A 21,247-nucleotide genomic window follows, 5' to 3' on the forward strand; every position below is an offset into this window, starting at 1 on the left:
CCACCCACACCCAGGGAGCTTTCCATGACACAGGCGACCAGCGACCCCCGCACCACCATCGACGGCACCCCGTCGGACACGCTCATCGCCGTGAACCTCTTGGTCGACAACGCCTCCAAGGCGCTCGCCGACTTCGAGTCCTTCACGCAGGAGCAGGTCGACCACATCGTCGCCAAGGCGTCGGTGGCCGCCCTGGATCAGCACACCGCCCTGGCGCGCTCGGCGGTGGAGGAGACCGGGCGGGGTGTCTTCGAGGACAAGGCGGCGAAGAACATGTTCGCCTGCGAGCACGTCACCCACAGCATGTCCCGGGCGAGGACGGTCGGCGTCATAAGCCGCGACGACATCGAGGGCATCATCGAGATCGCCGAACCCGTCGGCGTGCTCTGCGCGGTCACGCCCGTCACCAACCCGACGTCCACCACCATCTTCAAGGCGCTGCTGGCGCTGAAGACACGCAACCCCGTCGTATTCGCCTTCCACCCCTCGGCGCAGGTGTGCAGCACCGAGGCCGCGCGCATCGTGCGGGACGCCGCCGTCGCCGCCGGAGCGCCCGAGCACTGCGTGCAGTGGATCGAGGCTCCCTCGGTCGAGGCGACGAGCCTGCTCATGCGACACCCGGGCGTCGCGTTGATCCTGGCGACGGGCGGCAACGCCATGGTCAAGGCCGCCTACTCGGCCGGCAAGCCCGCCGTCGGCGTCGGCGCAGGCAACGTGCCCGCCTACGTGCACCACAGCGCGGACGTGCGCCGGGCGGTCAACGACCTCGTTTTGTCCAAGTCCTTCGACAACGGCATGATCTGCGCGTCCGAGCAGGCGGTCATCCTGGACACCGACGTGTACGACGAGGCGCTCGCCGAATTCCGGCGCCTGCACGCGTACCTCGCGACGGCCGAGGAGAAGCGGAAGCTGGAGACCTACCTCTTTCCGCCCGACCCGGCCGGCCGACAGGGCCGCGTCAACCCGGCAGCCGTCGGACAGAGCCCCGACCGGATCGCCGAGCAGGCTGGCTTCACCGTACCCGCGGACACCTCGCTCATCCTGGCCGAGGCCAGCCACGTCGGGCCCGACGAGCCGCTGACGCGGGAGAAGCTCTGCCCCGTCCTCACCGTGCTGCGGGCAGCATCCACCGAGGAGGGCTTCGACCTCGCGGCCGACATGGTCGACTTCCACGGGCAAGGACACAGTGCGGTGATCCACACCGGTGATCCGGCCCTGGCCGAGCGCTACGGCCGCCGTATGAAGACCGTACGGATCATCGTCAACTCGCCTTCCTCGCAGGGAGCGATCGGCGGCATCTACAACCGTCTGGTTCCGTCCCTGACCCTGGGCTGCGGTTCCTGGGGCAGTACCTCGGTCTCGGACAACGTCTCGGCCGCTCAGCTGCTCAACATCAAGCGCGTCACCACCCGGCAGAACAACATGCAGTGGTTCAAGGTGCCGCCGAAGATCTACTTCGAGCCCCAGGCCATCCGCTACCTCGCCGCGATGCCCGAGGTCCACCGCGTCACCGTGGTCACCGACGCGACCATGACCCGCCTCGGTTACGTGGAGCGCGTCAGCCGTGTCCTGCAACAGCGGCAGCAGCCCGTGACCATCCAGGTCATCGACGACGTCGAACCGGAGCCGAGCATCGACTCCGTACAGCGTGGCGCCGCCCTCATGCGCGACTTCCGGCCGGACACCATCATCGCCCTGGGTGGCGGATCCCCCATGGACGCGGCGAAGGTGATGTGGCTGCTGTACGAACAGCCGGACGTCGACTTCGCCGACATGCGGCAGAAGTTCTCCGACATCCGTAAGCGTGCCTTCCGCTTCCCCGTGCTCGGCAAGCAGGCCCGCCTCGTCTGCGTCCCGACCACCTCGGGAACCGGTGCCGAGGTCACCCCCTTCGCCGTGATCTCCGACCCGGTGACCGGCAAGAAGTACCCGCTGGCCGACTATGCCCTGACCCCCAGCGTCGCGATCATCGATCCCGTCCTGACCAACGACCTGCCGGCGTCGCTCGCCGCCGACAGCGGCTTCGACGCCCTCACCCACGCCACGGAGGCGTACGTCTCCGTCTACGCCAACGACTTCACCGACGGTCTGGCGCTGCACGCCATCAGGCTGGTATTCGACCACCTCGAGGCGGCGGTCACCGGCGAGTCGGCACGGCGGAGCGTGGCACGGGAGAAGATGCACAACGCGGGCACCATCGCCGGCATGGCCTTCGGCAACGCCTTCCTCGGCATCGTCCACGCCATGTCCCACACCCTGGGCGCCACCTTCCACATCGCCCACGGGCGGACCAACGCCATCCTCCTGCCGCACGTGATCCGCTACAACGGCTCCGTTCCCGGCAAGCTGACGGGATGGCCCAAGTACGAGAGCTACCGCGCGCCCGAGAGGTTCCAGGACATCGCCCGTGCCCTCGGGCTCCCCGCATCCACCCCCGCCGAGGGCGTGGCCTCGTACGCCGCCGCGGTGGAACGCCTGCGGGACGCCGTGGGCATCGAACCGTCCTTCCGCGCCCTGGGACTTGACGAGGCCGCCTTCATCGGCGCGCTGCCGCAGCAGGCACTGAACGCCTATGAGGACCAGTGCGCCCCGGCCAACCCGCGCATGCCGGTGCTGGACGACATGGAGGACATCATGCGCACGGCCTACTACGCCGGGCCCCGGCCCCTTCCCTCCTTCTGACCGCGCGTAGGGCGGCGGCCGCCCTGCGGCCGGGCCACCGCGCCCGTGTGGGACCCGGTGGTCCAGGGCAGCCATCTGGGACGCGGCCGCGTATGAGGGCCATCCGGCCCTGGCTGAAGGTCCCGCTCGCACGGCACGATGCAGTGGATCCGCCGGCGGGCGGAAGAATCGGCGAACTCGGAGTGTGCGATGACGGACAGCAGCGGCGGCCTCACCGGGAAGGAACCGGTCAGGGTCTTTCTCCTCGACGATCACGAGGTCGTGCGCCGTGGTGTGCACGATCTGCTGGACGCCGAGCCGGACCTGACTGTGGTCGGGGAGGCGGGTACGGTCGAGCAGGCGCTCATCCGGGTGCCCGCGCTACGCCCGCAGGTCGCCGTCCTGGATGTGCGCCTGCCGGACGGGGACGGCGTGAGCGTCTGCCGGGAGCTGCGCTCCCGCATGCCCGACCTCGCCTGCCTGATGCTGACGTCATTCGACGACGAGGAGGCGCTGCTCGACGCGATCATGGCCGGCGCGTCCGGATACGTGCTCAAGCAGATCACCGGAACCGACCTGGTGAACGCCGTGCGGACGGTCGCCTCCGGCCAGTCCATGCTGGACCCCGGCGCCACGGCGCGGGTGATGGCCCGGCTGCGCGGCGGACCTCCGCAGGAGGAGCTTCCACAGGGTCTGCCCGGCCTGACGGAGCGCGAGCGGGAGATCCTCGCCCTGGTCGGGGAAGGGCTGACCAACCGTGAGATCGGTCAGCGGCTCTACCTGGCGGAGAAGACGGTCAAGAACAACATCTCCCGGCTGCTCGCCAAACTGGGCGTCGAACGGCGAGTGCAGGCCGCCGTCATCGCCACCCAGGCCCTGGCCGCCCAGGGAGACCAGAGCGGGCGGCTCGGCAAGGTGTGACGGCTGTCCCAGGACCCGAATGCAGGTTCACGCGCCCGCGAAACGGCTGAGCGGCCCGGCCCGGCGTCCTTCTCGGACGTCGGACCGGGCCGCTTCCGCACGTCTGCCGGAGAGGCCGGCCGGGGCCGTCCCCGAAGCGGGGCGGGCCGTCAGGCGTGCGGCACGACAGCTACGGGGCAGCGGGCGTGGTGCAGCGCGGCGTGGGCGACCGACCCGATGCGGGTACCGACAGGCGTGTGGCGTGCCCGGCGGCCGACCACGAGCAACTGAGCGTTCGACGCGGCCGACAACAGCACCTGTCCGCCGCTGCCGATCTCGACGTGCTCGACGACCGGCACATCGGGGTACCGTGCGCGCCATGGAGCGAGCGCCTGCGCCAGAGCCTTCCTCGCGAACGGCTCCAGTCCTCCGGCTTCGTCGACCAGGCGCATCGAGCCCGCCCCGTAGGCGTAGAAGGGTGGCAAACTCCAGGCCCGTACCGCTCGCACGGCGGCGCCGCGTGCGGCTGCGGCCTCGAAGGCGAACCCGAGTACCGCGTCGCACTCCTCGGGCGTGCCCTGCTGGCCCACGACGATCTCGCCGCCTTCCGCGGGAAGCGACCTCTCGTCCCGAGTCCGGACGGACACCACCGGCCGGGTCGAGGAGGCGATCACCTGCTGTCCGTACGAGCCCAGCAGGAAGCCCATCAGGGCGCCGTGCCCGCGCGAACCGAGCACCAGGATGTCGGATCGTTCCGCCTCACCGAGCAGTGCGGCGACCGTAGTGTCGTGCACCACTTCAGCAGTGACGGTCAGGTCCGGGTACCGCCCGGCCACCCGCGTCTCGGCTTGACGCAGCATCGTGTCGGCGACCTCGGCCTGGGTCTCCTCGTCCTGGACGACGGGTGCGTCCAGCGGATGCCACAGCCAGGCGTGCACGATGCGAAGCGGGACCTCACGGATCTCGGCCTCGCGTGCCGCCCAGTCGGCCGCTGCCAGGCTCGCCTCTGATCCGTCCACTCCGACAGTGATGGCGCGGGTCATGGGGGACTACCTTCCTATGGTTCGGTGGGCACGGCCGGGCCGTCCAGGCCGCCCCCTTCTTCGCCTCCCCAGCGTCGACGAGGCGCGCACCACCGGCAGAGGGCCACTCGGCCCTGCCTCCCCGCCGGTCGGCCGCGATGTCCGTCCGCCGCCCGACCGTGTGCGGTCCTGTGGGGCCTACAGGACCCGCAGCAGGGACCTGTGGCCCCTCGGCGGGCGGGTCGTGGGCAGGCCACTGTGGAGATGCAAGGCCCTTCCCCGTTCTCCCGAGGAGCCGTTCATGTCCCGCACCGTCACCGTCGGCTTCGACGGATCCCGTGAAGGCCTCGCCGCCGTGGACTGGGCTGCCGGCGAGGCAGTGCGCCGCGCGGCGCCGCTGCGGATTGTCCAGGTCTGGAACAAGGACGACGATCCGCGTACGCGCCTGGTGGCCCCGGCGACCGCCCAGGGGTGGGGTGAGCGGGCGCTCGGTACGGCGGAGAGGCGGCTGCGCCGACGCCACCCGGGTCTGCGGACCGAGACGCAATGGGTCTGCGGTGACCCGGTGGAGGAGCTGTGTGCCGCCGCGGATGAGGCGGAGCTGTTGGTGCTCGGCTCCCGTGGCCTGGGCGGGCTGGCCGGCTTCCTCGCCGGGTCCGTGTCGCTGGCCGTGCTCGCCCGCATCCGGCGCCCCCTCGCCTTGGTCCGCCCGCACAACCGCCCGGCTGCCGGGGAGGACGGACCGGCCGGACAGGTCGTGGTGGGCCTGGACGTGTCCGCACCCGGCGACGAGGTGCTCGCCTTCGGCTTCGCGGCGGCCGACCGGTACGGCTGCGGTCTGCGGGTACTGCACACCTGGGCCGTTCCGGCGCTCTGCGGAGCCGACATGGGCGCCGCCCTGCACCTGATGTGGGCGGAGGTCGCGCAGGACGCGCGCCGGGCGCTCGACGAGGCGCTGGCCCCGTGGACGGAGAAGTACCCCCGTGTGTCCGTCGTTCGTGAATGCCGCCAGGGCCGGCCGGCGCAGGACCTCGCGGAAGCCTCGCGAGGGGCCCGGCTGGTCGTGGTGGGTCGCCGGAACCGGCGTGCGCGGATCGGCACGCACATCGGGGCCGTCACCCACGCCGTCATCCACCACTCCCTGGCTCCCGTCACGGTCGTGCCGCACGACTGACCGACCGGACCGGCCGCTACCAAAAATGCGGCATGCCGCCCCGCTTCCCGGGACCCGACATCCACCGAAGAGACAGGCGAGCAGCCATGACCACCTATGTGTACGACTTCTCCGAGGGCGGCCGGGACATGGCCGGTCTCCTGGGAGGCAAGGGGGCGAACCTCGCGGAGATGGCGCGCATGGGCCTGCCCGTGCCGCCCGGCTTCACCGTCACCACCGAAGCCTGCCGGATCTTCCTCGCCACGGGGCGGGCTCCGGACGGCCTCGACCGGCAGATCGCCGAGCATCTCGCGGCGCTGGAACGAGCCGCCGGGAAGCGGCTCGGCCAGGTGGACGACCCGCTCCTGCTCTCCGTCCGCTCGGGGGCGAGGTTCTCGATGCCGGGCATGATGGAGACCATCCTCGACATCGGGCTGAACGATCTCTCGGTCCTGGGCCTGGCCAAGACCCCCGAGCGCGAACGCTTCGCCTGGGACTCCTATAGGCGCCTCGTGCAGATGTTCGGCAGTACGGTCATGGGCGTCGACGGCTCCCACTTCGAGGCGGTGCTCGCCGCCGTCAAGCAGCAACACAGCCGGGGCGACGACACGCAGTTGGACACCTGCGACCTCACTCGGATCGTCGAGACCTTCAAGGACCTGATCCACGAGCTGACCGGGGAGGAATTCCCGCAGGATCCGGCCGAGCAACTCCGGCGGGCGGTCCTTGCCGTCTTCACCTCTTGGAACGGTGAGCGCGCACGCCTGTACCGCCGGCGCGAGCACATTCCGGACGATCTGGGCACCGCGGTCACCATTCAGACCATGGTCTTCGGCAATCTCGGCCCGGACTCAGGCAGCGGCGTCGCCTTCACCCGGGATCCGGCAACCGGCCGACCGGGCGTCTACGGCGACTACCTGCCCAACGCCCAGGGGGAAGACGTCGTCGCCGGCATCCGCAACACCGTGCCCCTCCAGGACCTGGCCGGTCTCGACCCTGCGTCGTTCGCGCGGCTGCGCGGCTCCATGGACCGGCTGGAGGCCCACTACCGAGACCTGTGCGACATCGAATTCACCATCGAACGCGGCACCCTGTGGATGCTCCAGACCCGCGTCGGCAAGCGCACGGCCCAGGCCGCGTTCGCCATCGCCTCCCAGCTCGCCGACGAAGGACTGCTCAGCGAGCGGGAGGCGCTGGGCCGGGTCGGCGGCGAGGCGCTCGCACGGCTGACGTTCCCCCGCTTCGCCACCACGGACTCGAGCGAGGTCATCGCGCGGGGCGTGCCCGCCTCACCGGGAGCAGCCGTGGGAGCCGTCGTGTTCGACTCCGCGGAAGCGGTCCGCAGGGCGGCCGCCGGCGAGAAGGTCGTACTCGTACGTCAGGAGACGACGCCCGACGACCTGCCGGGCATGGTCGCCGCCCAGGCGGTGCTCACCAGCCGGGGAGGGAAGACCAGCCACGCCGCGGTCGTCGCGCGCGGCATGGGCAAGGTGTGCGTGTGCGGGGCCGAGGACATCGTCGTGGACACCCGGGAACGGCGCTTCAGCGCCGGTGGCGTGACGGTCCCCGAAGGCACGGTCGTCTCCGTCGACGGGGCGGAAGGCGTGGTGCGCCTCGGCTCCGTACCCCTGGTCGACTCCGACGTCATGCGGTACTTCGAGGAGGGCGGAGTGCTGCCGGCCGACGGCACGGCCCGACAGCCGGTGCGTGATGTGCACCGGCTCATGCGGCAGGCGGACGCCGTGCGGCGCCTGGAGGTCCGGGCGAACGCCGACACCCCCGAGGACGCGGCCCGCGCCCGCCGCTTCGGTGCCCAGGGAATCGGCCTGTGCCGCACCGAGCACATGTTCCTCGGCGACCGGCGCCCCCTGGTCGAGGCGATGATCCTCGCGCACGGCGACACCGAACGAGAGGCGGCACTCGCGGCGCTGCTGCCGCTCCAGAGGCAGGACTTCACCGGCATCCTCGAAGCGATGGACGGACTGCCGGTCACCGTCCGGCTGCTCGACCCGCCGCTGCACGAGTTCCTGCCGGACCGCACGGAACTCGCCGTCCGTCTCGCACGCGGCGAAGCGCTCGGCACACCGGCCGATCCGCACGACAGCGAACTCCTGGCGGCCGTCACGCGCATGCACGAGGAGAACCCGATGCTCGGCCTGCGTGGCGTGCGCCTGGGGCTGGTGGTGCCGGGGCTGGTGGCCATGCAGGTACGGGCTCTCGCCGAGGCCGTCGTCGCGCGCAGGCGTGCGGGCGGCGACCCTCGGGCGGAGATCATGGTCCCGCTGCTGGACGCGGTCGAGGAGCTCCACCTCGTACGGGAGGAAGTGGACCGGGTCCTGGCACAGGTTTCGCAAGAGACCGGCGTCGACGTCGCCTGCCCGGTCGGAACCATGATCGAACTGCCCAGGGCGGCTCTCACCGCCGGCCGGATCGCGAAGGAGGCGGCGTTCTTCTCCTTCGGCACGAACGACCTGACACAGACCACCTGGGGCTTCTCCCGCGACGACGTCGAAGCCGCGTTCTTCTCCGCGTACCTCGACAAGGGCGTCTTCCCCGTCTCCCCGTTCGAGACGATCGACCGTGAAGGCGTCGGCCGACTGGTGCGGATCGCGGTCGAGGAGGGCCGGGCAGCCCACCCGGACCTGAAGACCGGCGTGTGCGGGGAGCACGGAGGGGACCCCGCTTCGGTCCACTTCTTCCACCAGGCCGGCCTGGACTACGTCTCCTGCTCGCCCTTCCGCGTCCCGGTCGCCCGCCTCGAGGCCGGCCGGGCAGCCCTGGAAGCGAACGGCACCGACGCGAGCGCATAGCCCCGCGCCGTGCCGCCCGGGGGCGTGGAAAGCCACGTCGTCATGGACCCGTACCCGCCGCGGCTGCCGGGTAGGGCTCGTGACGCTCTGCGGGAGGTCCCATGGTCCCTCACCTCGACGGGACCACAGGCCCTCTCCGCCCGGCTCATCGGGGCCGGTCAGCGGGCTCCGCCTCGCCTCTTCGACCCTGGCCGGCGACACAGCCGACGGGAACCATCAGCAGTGAGAAAGGGCGATCGCCCACCTCGCCTCCGTACCGGCCCAGGAGATGACGACATGACCGTGACCGTCCAGCACCCTGCCGACGCCAGCCCCGTCATCACCCCGTGGCGCGGCTTCATCGGCGAGGAGTGGAGGCGACGCATCGACGTCCGTTCCTTCATCCAGGCCAACTACACGCCCTACGAGGGCGATGCCGCATTCCTCGCCGGTCCCACGGAGCGCACCCGCACCGTGTGGAAGACCGTCACCGCGCTCTTCCCGGAGGAGCGCCGCAAGGGTGTGCTCGATGTGGACACCGCCACGCCGTCCACCATCACCTCCCACGCGCCCGGCTACATCGACCGCGACCGGGAGCTGATCGTCGGGTTGCAGACCGATGGTCCGCTGAAGCGGGCGATCATGCCCAACGGCGGGCTGCGGATGGTGGACAACGCGCTGCGGGCATACGGCTTCGACCCGGATCCGTTCGTCACCAAGGTCTTCGGCACGTACCGCAAGACCCACAACGACGGTGTCTTCGACGCCTACACCCCCGAAATGCTGGGCGCCCGCAGGGCCGGCATCATCACCGGCCTGCCGGACGCCTACGGGCGAGGCCGCATCATCGGCGACTACCGCCGCGTCGCACTGTACGGAACCGCCCGGCTGATCGAGGCCAAGCGAGCCGAGCGGACCCGGCTGGACGAGACACCGTCCACGGCCGACGTGATCCGCGACCGCGAGGAACTGGCCGAGCAGATCAGGGCACTGGGCGAGCTGGAACGGATGGCCGTCTCCTACGGCTGCGACGTGTCCCGTCCCGCAGCCACCGCGCACGAGGCCATCCAATGGCTCTACTTCGGCTTCCTCGCCGCCGTGAAGGAGCAGAACGGCGCGGCGATGTCACTGGGCCGCACCTCCACCTTCCTGGACGTCTACCTTCAGCGTGACCTCGACGAAGGAAAAATCGACGAGAGCCGCGCCCAGGAACTCATCGACGACTTCGTGATCAAGCTGCGGATCGTGCGGTTCCTGCGCACACCGGAGTACGACGCGCTGTTCTCCGGCGACCCCACCTGGGTCACCGAGTCCATCGGCGGCATCGGAGAGGACAGCCGCTCCCTGGTCACCCGCACGTCCTTCCGCCTTCTCCAGACCCTGTACAACCTCGGCCCCGCCCCCGAGCCCAACCTGACCGTGCTGTGGTCCCCCCGACTGCCTGCGGGCTTCAAGCAGTTCTGCGCCCAGACATCCATCGACACCAGCTCCATCCAGTACGAGTCCGACGACCTCCTTCGCCCCCGCACCGGCGACGACACCGCGATCGCCTGCTGCGTCTCCGCGATGGCGGTGGGCAAGCAGATGCAGTTCTTCGGTGCCCGTGTGAATCTGGCCAAGGCGCTGCTGTACGCCATCAACGGCGGCCGCGATGAGATGAACGGCGAGCAGGTCGCCCCGGCGACGGCCCCGCTGACCGGCGAGCAGCTCGACTACGCCGATGTGGCCGACGCGTACGACCGCACGCTGGACTGGCTCGCCGCGACCTACGTCAACGCGCTCAACGTGATCCACTACATGCACGACAAGTACGCCTACGAGCGCATCGAGATGGCCCTGCACGACCACCCGGTGCATCGGACGATGGCCTGTGGCATCGCTGGGCTGTCCGTGGCGGCCGACAGCCTCTCGGCCATCAAGCACGCCCGTGTCAGGGTCATTCGGGATGCCACCGGGCTCGCCGTCGACTACCACGTCGAAGGCGACTACCCGGCCTACGGCAACGACGACGACCGCGCCGACCGCATCGCGGTCGACCTGGTCCGCTCCTTCATGGCCAAGGTGCGCCGCCACCCGGCCTACCGGGGTGCCGAGCACACACAGTCGGTGCTCACCATCACCTCCAACGTCGTCTACGGCAAGCACACCGGCAACACCCCCGACGGCCGCCGTGCGGGTACGCCGTTCGCCCCGGGCGCCAACCCGATGAACGGACGTGACCGACACGGGATGGCGGCATCGGCGCTGTCGGTCGCGAAGATCCCGTATGACCAGGCCCGCGACGGCATCTCCCTGACGTCCACCATCACCCCGGAGGGCCTGGGGCACGATCCGGCCGAACGTGCGGGGCACCTCGTCGGGATCCTCGACGCCTACACCGCCGCAGGCGGTTTCCACATGAACGTCAACGTCCTCGACCGCGCCACGCTCGAGGACGCCATGGAACACCCGGACAACTACCCCGACCTGACCATCCGCGTCTCCGGCTACGCCGTCAACTTCGTCCGCCTCACGCGCGAACAGCAACTCGACGTCATCACCCGCACGTTCCACGGTGCGCGATGACCACGGGCCGCATCCACTCCTGGGACCTGTCCACCGGGGTGGACGGGCCCGGCACCCGGTTCGTTCTCTTCCTCAGTGGCTGTCAGCTGCGCTGCCTGTACTGCGCCAACCCCGACACCTGGCACATGCGCGAGGGGCAGCAGGTCACCGTGGACGAAGTGGTGGGGCGCATCGAGCGGTACCGGCAGTTCACCACCCTGGCCGGTGGAGGCGTGACGCTGACCGGAGGCGAGCCTCTGCTCCAGTCCGCCTTCACCGCCGAGGTGTTCCGACGCTGCAAGGAGCTCGGCCTGCACACCGCACTGGACACCTCCGGCGCCCTCGGCACTCGCGCCGACGACGCGCTCCTGACCGATACCGACCTGGTCCTGCTCGACATCAAGTCCTTCGACGCCGGCGTCTACCGGCGCCTGACCGGCGGCAACCTCACACCCACCCTCAGCTTCGCCGCCCGGCTGAACAGGCTCGGCGTCCGAACCTGGATCCGCTACGTCCTGGTCCCCGGCTGGACCGACGATCCGGCTGCCATCGACGGTCTGGGCCGCTTCCTCGCGGAACTGGACAACGTCGACCGCGTCGACGTCCTGCCTTTCCACAAACTCGGTACCCACAAGTACGACTCGCTCGGCATCCCCTTCCCGCTCCGCGACAATCCGGTTCCGGACGCCGCACTGGTCGAGCGCGTTCGCGACCAGTTCCGGTCACACGGCTTGCGGGCACGGTGAACCAGCCGAATGCGCGTCACACAAGACAGTGTCGGCCTGTCCGCGGGCGGGCTTCTGTTCCGCCTTGGGACGTATCACAACCAGCGTTGTACGGTTCCGGCCCAGCTCATTCCGGCGCCGACAGCGGCGTGCAGAACGGTGCTCTCCGGGTGGAGGCGGCCGTGGTCCCGTGCCACGTGGAGTGCCATGGGGATCGAGGCCGCGCCCGTGTTGCCGAACGTGTCTGCAGTGAAGGCGAGTTGTGCGGCGGAGATGCCCGGTTCAAGACTCAGGGCACGTAGCCTACGGGGATTCGCTTGATGCGGAATGACGAGGTCGATCTCGTTCAGGGGCAGACCGGACAGTCCGGCATCGGTCAGACCACCCTGGTATAGCTCGATGTCCAGCCAGGGGTCGATCTCCAGCATCTGCCGGGCTGCGAGCACGCACTTGTTCAGACCAAGATGGTGGACACCCGCACGCAACCGGTTGAGGTTCGAGACGCTGAGGGGGTCGAAGTCGGCCAGCTTGAACGATCCGCCGATGCCCTCCATCGCGAAGGTCAGGGCGGCGTTGCCGCCGACCGAAAGACCGATGACGCCCACGCGGCGTCCCAGCAGCCGGCGCTGCTGGGCGCGGTCGCGGGGACGGGACACTGGATCCGGCCGAGATTGACGCCGCCGTCGTGGAGTTCTTCACCAGCGAGGACCCGAACGCCCCGGGCAACTGGCTCTACGGACCGTTCTGACCGGCTCCCGCACCCCCACCCTCGATCCTGAACAACCGAGACCGCCTCCGAATGGGCTGACCGAGAAACCTGGGCGGGGACCTTCGGCCCCGTCGAGGTACCCGAGGGCCCCTCTTCTGTCCGGCGCTGGGGTGTCAGCGTGGAGCTGCCCCCAATAGCGGTCGGCCAGGAGGAGCTATGGAAAGCAACAGCAGAGGTCCGGACCTCGGATCGGTCATCGTCGGTGTCGATGGGTCCGAGCCTGCCCGGTGGGCGGCGCTCTGGGCGTCGGACGAGGCTGCGCGGCGCCGTCGCCCCCTGCACATTGTGTACGGGTCCGATGTCGACGGCCGGGTCCTCGAGCTTTCGGACGACGACATGGAGAGGGTCCGTGTCGCAGGGCGTGAACTGCTGGACGTTACGGCCGAGGCCGTCCGGGCCCGGCATCCCGCGCTCTCGGTCACGACGGAGTTCAGCCGTAGCGGGCCTGCGATGAGCCTGCGCCGGGCCGCGAGCGACCGTGGCACCCTCGTCGTGGGCAACCGGGGACCGGGCGGATTCAGCTCCTTGACCCTGGGCTCGGTCGGCCTCAAGGTCGCGGCGGACGCTCGTACACCCGTGATCGTCGTGCGGGGGAGCGAGGACGAGGCCGCGCACGGTGTCGTGTTGGCCGCCGCGCGCGACGAGCGCGATCTCGATTGCGTCCGTCACGCCGCGCGCGAAGCAGAGCTGCGCAAGGCCTCGCTGCGGCTGCTGTACGTACAGGGCGTCCTGCAGTCCGTCGGCTCTGCGGCCGGAGCCGTCGATGGCCCGAACAGGGCCGGCGGCCACCACGGGCAGAGCTTGAAGGCGGTAGCCGAGCAGATCCGGGCCGAGTGCCCCTCGCTGACGGTCCAGGCGGACGCGGAGAGGAGTGTGTCCGTCGCCGGGGTGCTGGTGGAGGCCTCCCGCCATGCCGATCTGCTGGTCATGGGTGGGCGCCGTTCGCCCGGCCACCTCGGGCGCACCCTGGGGCGCGTGACGCACAGCCTGCTGCACCATGCGCACTGCCCCGTCGAACTGATCCCGCGGCACGCCGACGAGCACAGGAGCGAGGCGTCATGACGACCACCGAGATGGCTACCACCGAAGCCGGCGAGATTCTCGTCCGCATCGACCCGGCGGAGAACTGGTACGTGAGCTTGGCCCGGGCAGCAGCCGAGGCCGAGAAGCGCGGGCTGGGGCTTCGCCTCGTCCTCACCACAGCCCCTCAACAAGATCTGCCCCCTGCCGCCGAGAGCCGAAGTGCCACTATCGGCCAGTGCCCCTCAGAGGCGGAACGGGGGGGGCGAGGAAGACGTCCGCCGTGAAGAACGAGACACAGGCGGAACGCGGTAGCGCCAGGCACACGCCGAGCCCGGCCGGTGGTCATCACCCGGCCGGGCTCGGCGCGCATGGATTGCTCCCAGGTCTGCGGTCAGCCGCGGACGGTCAGGGCAACCCAACACACGTGATCGCTTCAAGCGTGCGGTACGACCGCGACCGGGGCTGTGGCGTGGTGGAGGACAGCGTGGACGACCGGGCCGAGATGGGTGCCGATGGCGGAGCGGCGTATCCGCCGGCCGACGACGACCAGTGAGGCGTCTGCCGAGGCTTCGACGAGCTGGTTGGCGGGTTGCCCCACCGAGCAGTCCACTTCGACACGGACTTCGGGGTACTTGTCGCGCCAGGGCCGCAGTTCGTCGGCGAGCGCCGTCGCCGTGGAGGTCGCCATGCCGTCCCGCACCTCGGGCGCGAGCAGCGCCGGGTCGAACGCGAAGGCGGGCGGCATGCTCCAGCAGTGGATCACGCGCAGTGGGGCCCGGCGTACGGCCGCCGCGTCGAAGGCGTGGTCGAGGAGCTCGGCAGACGGATGGGAGAGGTCCAGCCCGAGCACGACCGACCGGTCGACCTCTCTCCGTGCCCTGTCACTGCCGGATACGGGCAGGCAGTCGGCGTCCAGCCAGGCGCCCGGCCGCACGACCACGACCGGGCACTCGGCGTGGGCGAGCACGGCCTGGGAGACGGATCCGACGAGGAATCCGGTCATCGCCCCAAGCCCGCGCGAGCCGAGTACCAGTACCTCGGCCTCCTGCGCGGCAGCGACCAGGACGGTCAGCGGCCGCCCGTCCACCTGCTCCGTGGTGATCTCCAGGCCGGGGTGCCGCTCGGTCAACTGCAGCGCGACCTCCCGGGGGATGCGCTCACCCCAATACTGGGGTGACGGGGTGGCCTCGGTCTGCGACGCGTATCCGTAGGACGGGATCCACTCCTCCATGGCGTGCAACAGCTTGAGGGGGAGCCGGCGCCGCCGGGCCTCCCGGGCGGCCCACTCGGCGGCGGCAAGAGATGCAGGGGATCCGTCGATTCCCGCAATGACCGTACGTGACATGGTGTCTCCTCCGGAGCCTATGGGGCGAATACCGTCGTCGGCGGTGTGTGTCCCCCCCTTCCCTTCCGTACCGTGGGGGAGGGATGGTCCAGGAGACCCGGGGAACGGGCCGAACGTCCCTCACAGCGGGAACGCGGGCAACGGCGATGGGGAGCGCTGTGAATGGTCAGTCGTGGGGGATGACGGCCACCGGCGTCCGGCAGTGGTGCAGGACCGCACGGGTCACACCTCCGGTGTGGGGACCGAGCCGGGATTCCCGGTTGCGGCGGCGGTTGCGTCCTGGGAAGTGGTGTACCGGGGCGTCGGCGGACACGCCCATCTTCGTACCGACCGCGTGGACGTCGATCGGTGCCCCGGCCCGGACGAGGGCGTCGAGATGCCCGCTGTCGAGCCTGACTGCGCAGCCGGCCGGGTCGTCCAGTTCGTGGAAGACCTGCGCGGCGGCCTTGACCCCGTGCTCGGTGTCGTAGGTGTCGACGAGCAGGGTGACGGGACCGGGGTGGGCCCTGGCGAAGGCCCGGAACGCGTCGAGTTCGGTGGGGAAGGACTCGACGTACGAGTGCGCCATCGTGCCGGAGGCGGGGAGGCCGTACTGCACGGCGGCGTCGACGTTGCTGGTTCCGGCGAACCCCACCATCGCGCTGAGCCGGGCCGACGCCTTTCCTGCCTCGGGGCCGTGGCTGCGGCGCAGCGAGAAGTCGATCACGGGGTGTTCGGCGGCGGCCAGGACGCACCGGGCCGCCTTCGACGCGACGGCGGTCTGGTGGCAGACCAGCGTGAGCAGGTACGTCTCCGCCAGTTGCGCCTGCGGCAATGGCGCGGTCACCTCCAGCAGGGGTTCCCCGGCGAGGACGAGCCGTCCCTCCGGTATCGCCCGCACCTCCCCGTCGAACCGCAGTCCGAGGAGCGGCTGGAGCTCGTCCGGCCGCCGGTGCAGTGCTTTCTGCGTGCCGCGGGAGGCGCCGGGCTACGGTGGAAGGGCCAGGGGACGACCGCCTCGCCGTCGGCGCCCGAGTCGGGAATCCGCCCGGCAGCCCGCCAGGAACGGGTGATCCCATGCCCGTCCGGTACACGGCCGAGGCGGCGGAGGCAAACCTCAACGGCGCGAGGCCACGCGTACGCGCTCCCAGGGCGGCTGCGGCCGCCTCTGTCGTCCCGGGAGCAGCGGACCGGCTGACGAAGGGAGGCGGCGTCGTGGAGGTCGTAGCAGCGGATGTGCTGGGCTCCCCGTGCTGGCTGAGCCTGATGGCCCGCGACCGTCAGGCCGCGGAGCGTTTCCACGGTGCGGTGCTGGGCTGGACGTTTCGGAAGGGTGGTTTCGGGCGGGCTTTCTCGGTGGCCGAGCTGGACGGTGTACCGGTGGCGGGGATCGGGGCGATGGCCGGGCAGCTGGCCGTGCCCGTCGCGTGGACCGTGTATTTCTCGGTCGACGACGCCGATGTCATCGTGGCCAGGATCCGGGAACGGGTGGCACGGTCGGGGTGGGTCCGGTCTCCTATCCGCCGCGCGGCCGGGCCGCCCTCGCCACCGACCCCGAGGGCGCGGGCTTCGGTATCTGGGAGGGGCAGGTTCTGTCCGAGTGGCGCGTCGGGGACGGCGAGGCTCCGGTGTGGCTGGAGCTGCACACCGGGAACGCCTTCGACGCGGCCGTCTTCTACGGGGAGGTCCTGGAGTGGGCGGAGCAGGAAGACAGTGGGTGCTGCGAGGTCTCCTACGAGGAGGACCGGGTCGTCCTGCGGCGCGACGGCCGGGCTGTCGCGCGCCTGAACAGCGGGCCGGTCGAGGCGGCGGCCGCCAGCCCGCAGCTGCGGCCCCGCTGGCTGGTCCACTTCAGGGTCCCGGACCTGAAGGCGGCGCAGGCGGCGGTCGTCGAGAACGGCGGCAGCATCGTCCCCGACGCGGCGCCGTGGGGTGAGGGGAAGCCGCGGGTGACGGTGAGCGACCCGGACGGCGGCCTGTTCACCCTCGACCAGTCAGCTCCGCCGCCCGCCACCTGACGATCCGTGCTCCGCTCAGGTCGGAGACTCCGTACGGATCACGGTGCCGCACCATGGAAACCGACCCTCAAACCTGCCGTTCCACGGAGGTGAACGGTCATGACGCTGCCTGTACTCCACAGGCCCGGCCGGCTCCTGGAGAGAACGTTTCCCGCGCTGGGCTGGGGCGAACCGATGGCCACAGAGTTCGACGAACTCTTCGAGCGGATGAACCAGCTGCTCTCGTCCGCCGCGCCCGCCGGGGCCTGGGCTCCCCTGGCAGACATGCACGAGACGGACGACGCCTACGTGGTCGAGGCGGAAATCCCCGGGGTCAAGAACGAGGACATCGACGTCGAGATCGGTGATCGGGAGCTGTGCATCACCGGGGAGTACAAGGAACGCGAGCGCGAGGGTGTGCTGCGGCGTACGACCCGGCGCACGGGACGCTTCGAGTACCGGGCGCTGCTGCCCGCCGACGTCAAGGCCGAGGACGTCACGGCGACCATGGCCGACGGAGTCCTGACGGTGACCGTTCCCAAGGCCGAGGCCACCAAGCCGAGGCACATCGATATCACCGTGAGTTGACATACGGACACCATCCGTGTTCGGGGCGGACGGTTTTCGAGGCTGTCCGCCCAGGTTCTCATCGCCTCGAACCGCACCTTGCGGCAGTGCCATGACCGGCGTCTACGCCCTCATCAGCCCTGATGGCGAACTGGAACTCCGAGAGGGCGTCCCGGAGCGCATGCTCAAGGACGCCGATCCGAACGGCAACACCCCGTCCGGGTTCCCATCCTGCGTGCCTCGTGGGGCGCCAATGGCCTCCACCGGCCACGGGTTCGCCTACTTGTGGACACCGGGCCGGTACCTTCGCGCCCCGACCGCCGAGGTGGTGCTGTCGATCGCCCTCGGCAGGCATGATCCCTCACCACGCTTCAAGGAAGTCTCCCTGGCGAGAACCCCTGCTGATGGTCGCGGCGCCCCGTCCGGGCTTCTGCGGACCGTGCGGTCCCCTGACCCGATGGCAGCACCTCACCCCTCGTGTCCCACCGTGGCGAGGGTGAGGGCGCCGTCGCGGCCGACTGTGAAGGCCGGGGCGGAGGGGCCGCTGTGCCGGGCCAGGGCGTCGCGCAGCCAGTCCGCGTCGCGGAGGCGGGCCCGGTGCAGCGTGAGGCGCCGGGCCTGGAAGGGGACCAGGCGCAGTCCTCGCAGCGCCCCCGTGGCGTTGTCGAGGCGGGCCGTGTACAGGAGGCGGAGGTCGTCGCGGTACTGCTCGTGACCGGTGATCCCTTCGTAGTCGTCGACCAGGTCTCCGCAGCCGTAGAGGATCAACCGGCCGCGATAGACCTCCAGGGGGCGGGGGTGGTGCGAAGAGTGGCCGTGGACGAGGTCGGCGCCGCCGTCGACGAGGTCGTGGGCGAAGCGGACGTGCTCGGGCGGGACCCGGTAGCCCCAGTTGGAACCCCAGTGGATCGAGACCGCCACCAGGTCGCCGGGCCGGCGGGCAGCCCGCATGCGGGAGACCAGGTCGGCTGCGGCGGCCGGGCTGGGAGCGGGGGCGAGGGCGATGCCGCTGCGGTCCCGGGTCGCCGCCCAGCCGAGCGGGATGCCACTCGAGGGGAGTCCGACGGAGAACACGAGGAGGCGCGGCACGTGGCGGGACGAGGACCCCGCGCAGGACGGCGGAGACCGCAGCGCCACCCGCGCGGGCCGCCAGGCCTCGGCGGCATCGCCGCCCGCACCGGCGGTACGCAGCCCGGCGGCGTGGAGGCTGTCGAGGGTCTCGGCCAGCCCGTCGCGGCCGAAGTCGAGGACGTGGTTGTTCGCCAGCACGCACACGTCGGGCCGGACGGCGGTCAGGCACGGGAGGTTCGCTGGATCCATGCGGTAGTGGACGCTCTTCCCGGGGGCGAAGCCCGCCGCCCGGGTCACGCTGGTTTCCAGGTTCAGCACCCAGGCGTCCGGATCGGTGGCCCGCAGCTCCTCCAGCAGGTCGCCCCAGGGCCCGTCGTAGCCGGTGGGCCTGGACACCGGTCCGTTCACGGCCTCGGCCATCTCGACGTAGGCACGTGCGTCGGTGATCCACGGCTCGGCGAGCCGCGGGTCGCCCGGGTGCGGCAGCACCTGGTCGATGCCCCGGCCGAGCATCACGTCACCCGCGAAGCAGAGCGTGACCTCGCTGCTCCTCTCAGGGCTGCCGCTCACTGACACTCCTCCGCAGCAGGACCCCGGCGCCCTCCCGTGGTCACCCGGCCGACCCCCGGGAGCCGTCGAACGACCGTGTCATTCGGCGATCTCTGTCCGTTCCCACCACTCGTAGACCGCCAGCTGCCCTTCCGGGCCGTCCTGGTGCCTCGACGTGATCTTGAAATGCTCGTACCCGCCGCGGTGTGGAATCTTCAGGTCCGCTCCGGGGTCGGAGATCGGAACGATCCGCTCGGGCAGATCGTCCGGGCCGCCCTCGAGCACTGCTTTGGCCGCCATGGTTCCAGTCTTCCGCACCTCGGGGCGGAGGGCCCGCTGACAGCTCGAAGGCAGGAGCAGCGGGGCCGGATCCGTATCGGCTCGCCGTCCGGATCACCGGAGCGGAGCATGGGAGGTGACCGTTGAACCCGGCGCTCCGTGGTGGTCGGCCACGACGCCCCGACCGACTGCGGCCGCCTCGTCGCAACCGACACGGTGAGGGCCCGACCTGCCGGGCCCCCGTCGGGGCAGGGTTCGGTTCGATCGAGGAGCCTTCCATTGCTCACACGGGTCCGCCTCCCGGGTCGGCACGCGTCGCGGTCGGCGAAGCCCGGTCCGCCGCGTGAGCCGCCCAAACCCCCGGCACGACCTCGGCGCTCGCCGATGCCTCCTGGCGGGCCCTGACGGCACACCGCGCACCGGCAAGGTCGCCGTCGAGCCCCGTACAGCAGAAGGCGCCACGGTGAGGATCTGGGTCGATGACGCCGGGGCGGCCACCCGCGCCCCGCGCAGTACGGCCGAAGGGCAGTTCGCCGCCGTGGCCGGCGGCACCCTCGTCGCCGGGACGCTCTCCCTGGCCGCCGCCGGTGCGGTTCGTCTGCGCCTGCGGCGTACCGAGACCCGCACCCTGGGCGACTGGGAGCGCGAATGGGCCCTCGTCGAACCCCTGTGGACCCACCGCGGGCGTATCGAACCCGGTCCGGAACTGTGACCACACCCGGCGGGGTGCCGCTGATTCGGCCGGAGCTGCTCATACGGTCCGGCGCGGGCGATGCGCCTGGTCCCGCGACGCCTGTGGGCGCCGAGGATCCCGGCCGCTGCGGGCCGTGGCCAACGCCGCCCGCTGGATTGCGCGGATCGTCTCGTCGAGTTCGTCGATGCCGGCCTGCACGTGCTGTGCGGCGGACGTGTTGCCCATGAGCTGCAAGGCGCCGGTCAGGCGCAGCCCTGCGGAGAAGATCCGGTAAACGGTGTCGGACATGAGGTGATCGGCGAGGGAAGCGGCCTGCGGGTCGTAGTCAGCCCGATCGGCGAGCTCGACACCGGACGGGAGAAAAGCTGCCCCCGTGGCTCTGGCTGGTCCCAGGCGCCTGGCTATGACCTCTGCGGCGATCTGAGCGTAGAGCTCCAGCATCCGCAGGTCATGAGCGGCAGGCCGACCGGGCTGGGACATGTGAGTCGAGACCATGCCGACCATCCGCCCCGAGTGGTCGACCAGCGGTGTGGACTGGACCGCGCGGACGCCGGAGGCGCGGAAGACGCCCTGGTGCCGGGCGAGGGCCGCATCGTCTCGTACATCGTCCACGACCGCTTGGAAGCCCTGTCGGCCCGCTCGGCCACAGACGGAACCGCCCCCGTGCACGACCGAGAAGTAGTCGACGAAGTCGTCGTCGAAGCCGGACGCGGTCACCAGGACCAGCGAGCTGTCACGGGGGTCGACGAGCTGGGCGTTTCCGAATTCGGCGCCGACCAGCTGTATTGCTTGTTCCGTGATCCGGGGAAGCATGGCCTCCAGGTCCGGGGGGTCGATCAGCCGCGCCGATGCCTCCCGCAGGTCCTCCACCGCCGAGGGTTCGTCCAGGACGAGACCGACGAGCGAGGAGAGCAGAACCGCTTGCCGAGGAGCCGCCGCTGCAGGGGGCGGCTCCCCAGCGCGATACGCCGCCGCAACGTGCTCCAGCGCCCCCGAGAGGTTCTGGGAGAGACGAACTGGCATCAAGACCGCCCCCTTCGCCGGGGAGTTGCCCCACCAGCCTACGCTCACCTGCCTGACACCACAGACCCCAACCCGCGCCGCGTCGGCGCGGTGAGTGATCGGGGCAGGGCCACGCCGCAGAGTGGCCAGGCGAGCTGCGGCAACCCGCTCCACTTGT

Annotated in this window: 16 protein-coding genes and 2 pseudogenes; 11 read left to right on the forward strand and 7 right to left on the reverse strand. The window is 70.7% G+C overall.

What is annotated here, in order from left to right; translation table 11 throughout:
• Positions 1-24 precede the first annotated feature (24 nt).
• Positions 25-2,682 (forward strand): bifunctional acetaldehyde-CoA/alcohol dehydrogenase, encoded by a 2,658-nt coding sequence (gene adhE / locus ACIPXB_RS01440; protein WP_401443030.1) that lies wholly within the window; start codon positions 25-27, stop codon positions 2,680-2,682.
• Between the two features lie 189 nt (positions 2,683-2,871).
• On the forward strand, positions 2,872-3,582 hold the full coding sequence (locus ACIPXB_RS01445; RefSeq protein ID WP_381621141.1) for a response regulator: 711 nt from the start codon (positions 2,872-2,874) through the stop codon (positions 3,580-3,582).
• Positions 3,583-3,731: 149 nt separating this feature from the next.
• Here ACIPXB_RS01445 and ACIPXB_RS01450 read toward each other — a convergent pair whose 3' ends face one another.
• Complete coding sequence (locus ACIPXB_RS01450; protein ID WP_401443033.1) at positions 3,732-4,604, reverse strand: universal stress protein; 873 nt, start codon at positions 4,602-4,604, stop codon at positions 3,732-3,734.
• Positions 4,605-4,884: 280 nt separating this feature from the next.
• Between ACIPXB_RS01450 and ACIPXB_RS01455 the strand changes: the two genes are divergently transcribed.
• The 4 genes from ACIPXB_RS01455 to pflA all read left to right on the forward strand — a co-directional run bounded on the left by ACIPXB_RS01455 (position 4,885) and on the right by pflA (position 11,815).
• On the forward strand, positions 4,885-5,757 hold the full coding sequence (locus tag ACIPXB_RS01455; RefSeq protein WP_401443035.1) for a universal stress protein: 873 nt from the start codon (positions 4,885-4,887) through the stop codon (positions 5,755-5,757).
• A gap of 86 nt (positions 5,758-5,843) precedes the next feature.
• Positions 5,844-8,546, forward strand: coding sequence for a pyruvate, phosphate dikinase (ppdK, locus tag ACIPXB_RS01460; protein ID WP_401443037.1), 2,703 nt, complete (start codon positions 5,844-5,846; stop codon positions 8,544-8,546).
• A gap of 276 nt (positions 8,547-8,822) precedes the next feature.
• Entirely contained in the window at positions 8,823-11,090 is a 2,268-nt protein-coding gene (gene pflB / locus ACIPXB_RS01465) for a formate C-acetyltransferase (protein WP_401443039.1), read from the forward strand.
• Positions 11,087-11,815 carry a pyruvate formate-lyase-activating protein gene (gene pflA / locus ACIPXB_RS01470; RefSeq protein WP_401443042.1) on the forward strand — a complete coding sequence of 243 codons (729 nt, stop codon included), beginning with the start codon at positions 11,087-11,089 and terminating at the stop codon, positions 11,813-11,815. Before pflB ends, pflA begins: the two co-directional genes overlap by 4 nt.
• A gap of 74 nt (positions 11,816-11,889) precedes the next feature.
• Here pflA and ACIPXB_RS01475 read toward each other — a convergent pair whose 3' ends face one another.
• Complete coding sequence (locus ACIPXB_RS01475) at positions 11,890-12,450, reverse strand: 3-oxoacyl-[acyl-carrier-protein] synthase III C-terminal domain-containing protein (protein ID WP_401443045.1); 561 nt, start codon at positions 12,448-12,450, stop codon at positions 11,890-11,892.
• Between the two features lie 269 nt (positions 12,451-12,719).
• On the opposite strand from ACIPXB_RS01475, the gene ACIPXB_RS01480 reads away from it, so the two are divergent.
• Together ACIPXB_RS01480 and ACIPXB_RS01485 are read left to right on the forward strand one after the other, a co-directional pair.
• Positions 12,720-13,625 (forward strand): universal stress protein, encoded by a 906-nt coding sequence (locus ACIPXB_RS01480; protein ID WP_401443047.1) that lies wholly within the window; start codon positions 12,720-12,722, stop codon positions 13,623-13,625.
• Entirely contained in the window at positions 13,622-13,870 is a 249-nt protein-coding gene (locus ACIPXB_RS01485) for a hypothetical protein (protein WP_401443050.1), read from the forward strand. Before ACIPXB_RS01480 ends, ACIPXB_RS01485 begins: the two co-directional genes overlap by 4 nt.
• Before the next feature lie 149 nt (positions 13,871-14,019).
• On the opposite strand, the gene ACIPXB_RS01490 is transcribed toward ACIPXB_RS01485, so the two are convergent.
• Positions 14,020-14,931, reverse strand: coding sequence for a universal stress protein (locus tag ACIPXB_RS01490; RefSeq protein ID WP_401443052.1), 912 nt, complete (start codon positions 14,929-14,931; stop codon positions 14,020-14,022).
• Positions 14,932-15,226: 295 nt separating this feature from the next.
• Positions 15,227-15,871 (reverse strand): annotated as a pseudogene (locus ACIPXB_RS01495) (nicotinate phosphoribosyltransferase); the annotation flags it as partial.
• Positions 15,872-16,176: 305 nt separating this feature from the next.
• On the opposite strand from ACIPXB_RS01495, the pseudogene ACIPXB_RS01500 reads away from it, so the two are divergent.
• Positions 16,177-16,928, forward strand: a pseudogene (locus tag ACIPXB_RS01500) (VOC family protein).
• 99 nt (positions 16,929-17,027) lie between these two features.
• On the forward strand, positions 17,028-17,495 hold the full coding sequence (locus ACIPXB_RS01505) for an Hsp20/alpha crystallin family protein (RefSeq protein WP_401443055.1): 468 nt from the start codon (positions 17,028-17,030) through the stop codon (positions 17,493-17,495).
• A 447-nt stretch (positions 17,496-17,942) separates the two neighbouring features.
• Here ACIPXB_RS01505 and ACIPXB_RS01510 read toward each other — a convergent pair whose 3' ends face one another.
• A complete protein-coding gene (locus ACIPXB_RS01510; protein WP_401444377.1) occupies positions 17,943-19,058 on the reverse strand; it encodes a CapA family protein in 1,116 nt (371 codons plus the stop codon).
• 135 nt (positions 19,059-19,193) lie between these two features.
• Positions 19,194-19,394, reverse strand: coding sequence for a DUF5988 family protein (locus ACIPXB_RS01515; protein ID WP_401443058.1), 201 nt, complete (start codon positions 19,392-19,394; stop codon positions 19,194-19,196).
• 442 nt (positions 19,395-19,836) lie between these two features.
• Between ACIPXB_RS01515 and ACIPXB_RS01520 the strand changes: the two genes are divergently transcribed.
• Positions 19,837-20,085, forward strand: a complete 249-nt coding sequence (locus tag ACIPXB_RS01520; RefSeq protein ID WP_401443061.1) for a hypothetical protein — start codon at positions 19,837-19,839, stop codon at positions 20,083-20,085.
• 39 nt (positions 20,086-20,124) lie between these two features.
• Here ACIPXB_RS01520 and ACIPXB_RS01525 read toward each other — a convergent pair whose 3' ends face one another.
• Positions 20,125-21,138, reverse strand: coding sequence for a GAF domain-containing protein (locus ACIPXB_RS01525; protein WP_401443063.1), 1,014 nt, complete (start codon positions 21,136-21,138; stop codon positions 20,125-20,127).
• Between the last annotated feature and the right edge of the window lie 109 nt (positions 21,139-21,247).

This window comes from Streptomyces sp. NPDC090022, assembly GCF_044748145.1.
GTDB lineage: Bacteria > Actinomycetota > Actinomycetes > Streptomycetales > Streptomycetaceae > Streptomyces.

Excerpts from the sequence above, each read along its gene's own strand:
- adhE (WP_401443030.1), top strand. The coding sequence starts at position 25 with ATGACACAGGCGACCAGCGACCCCCGCACCACCATCGACGGCACCCCG.
- ACIPXB_RS01445 (WP_381621141.1), top strand. The coding sequence starts at position 2,872 with ATGACGGACAGCAGCGGCGGCCTCACCGGGAAGGAACCGGTCAGGGTC.
- ACIPXB_RS01450 (WP_401443033.1), bottom strand. The coding sequence starts at position 4,604 with ATGACCCGCGCCATCACTGTCGGAGTGGACGGATCAGAGGCGAGCCTG.
- ACIPXB_RS01455 (WP_401443035.1), top strand. The coding sequence starts at position 4,885 with ATGTCCCGCACCGTCACCGTCGGCTTCGACGGATCCCGTGAAGGCCTC.
- ppdK (WP_401443037.1), top strand. The coding sequence starts at position 5,844 with ATGACCACCTATGTGTACGACTTCTCCGAGGGCGGCCGGGACATGGCC.
- pflB (WP_401443039.1), top strand. The coding sequence starts at position 8,823 with ATGACCGTGACCGTCCAGCACCCTGCCGACGCCAGCCCCGTCATCACC.
- pflA (WP_401443042.1), top strand. The coding sequence starts at position 11,087 with ATGACCACGGGCCGCATCCACTCCTGGGACCTGTCCACCGGGGTGGAC.
- ACIPXB_RS01480 (WP_401443047.1), top strand. The coding sequence starts at position 12,720 with ATGGAAAGCAACAGCAGAGGTCCGGACCTCGGATCGGTCATCGTCGGT.
- ACIPXB_RS01485 (WP_401443050.1), top strand. The coding sequence starts at position 13,622 with ATGACGACCACCGAGATGGCTACCACCGAAGCCGGCGAGATTCTCGTC.
- ACIPXB_RS01490 (WP_401443052.1), bottom strand. The coding sequence starts at position 14,931 with ATGTCACGTACGGTCATTGCGGGAATCGACGGATCCCCTGCATCTCTT.
- ACIPXB_RS01505 (WP_401443055.1), top strand. The coding sequence starts at position 17,028 with ATGACGCTGCCTGTACTCCACAGGCCCGGCCGGCTCCTGGAGAGAACG.
- ACIPXB_RS01510 (WP_401444377.1), bottom strand. The coding sequence starts at position 19,058 with ATGCTCGGCCGGGGCATCGACCAGGTGCTGCCGCACCCGGGCGACCCG.
- ACIPXB_RS01515 (WP_401443058.1), bottom strand. The coding sequence starts at position 19,394 with ATGGCGGCCAAAGCAGTGCTCGAGGGCGGCCCGGACGATCTGCCCGAG.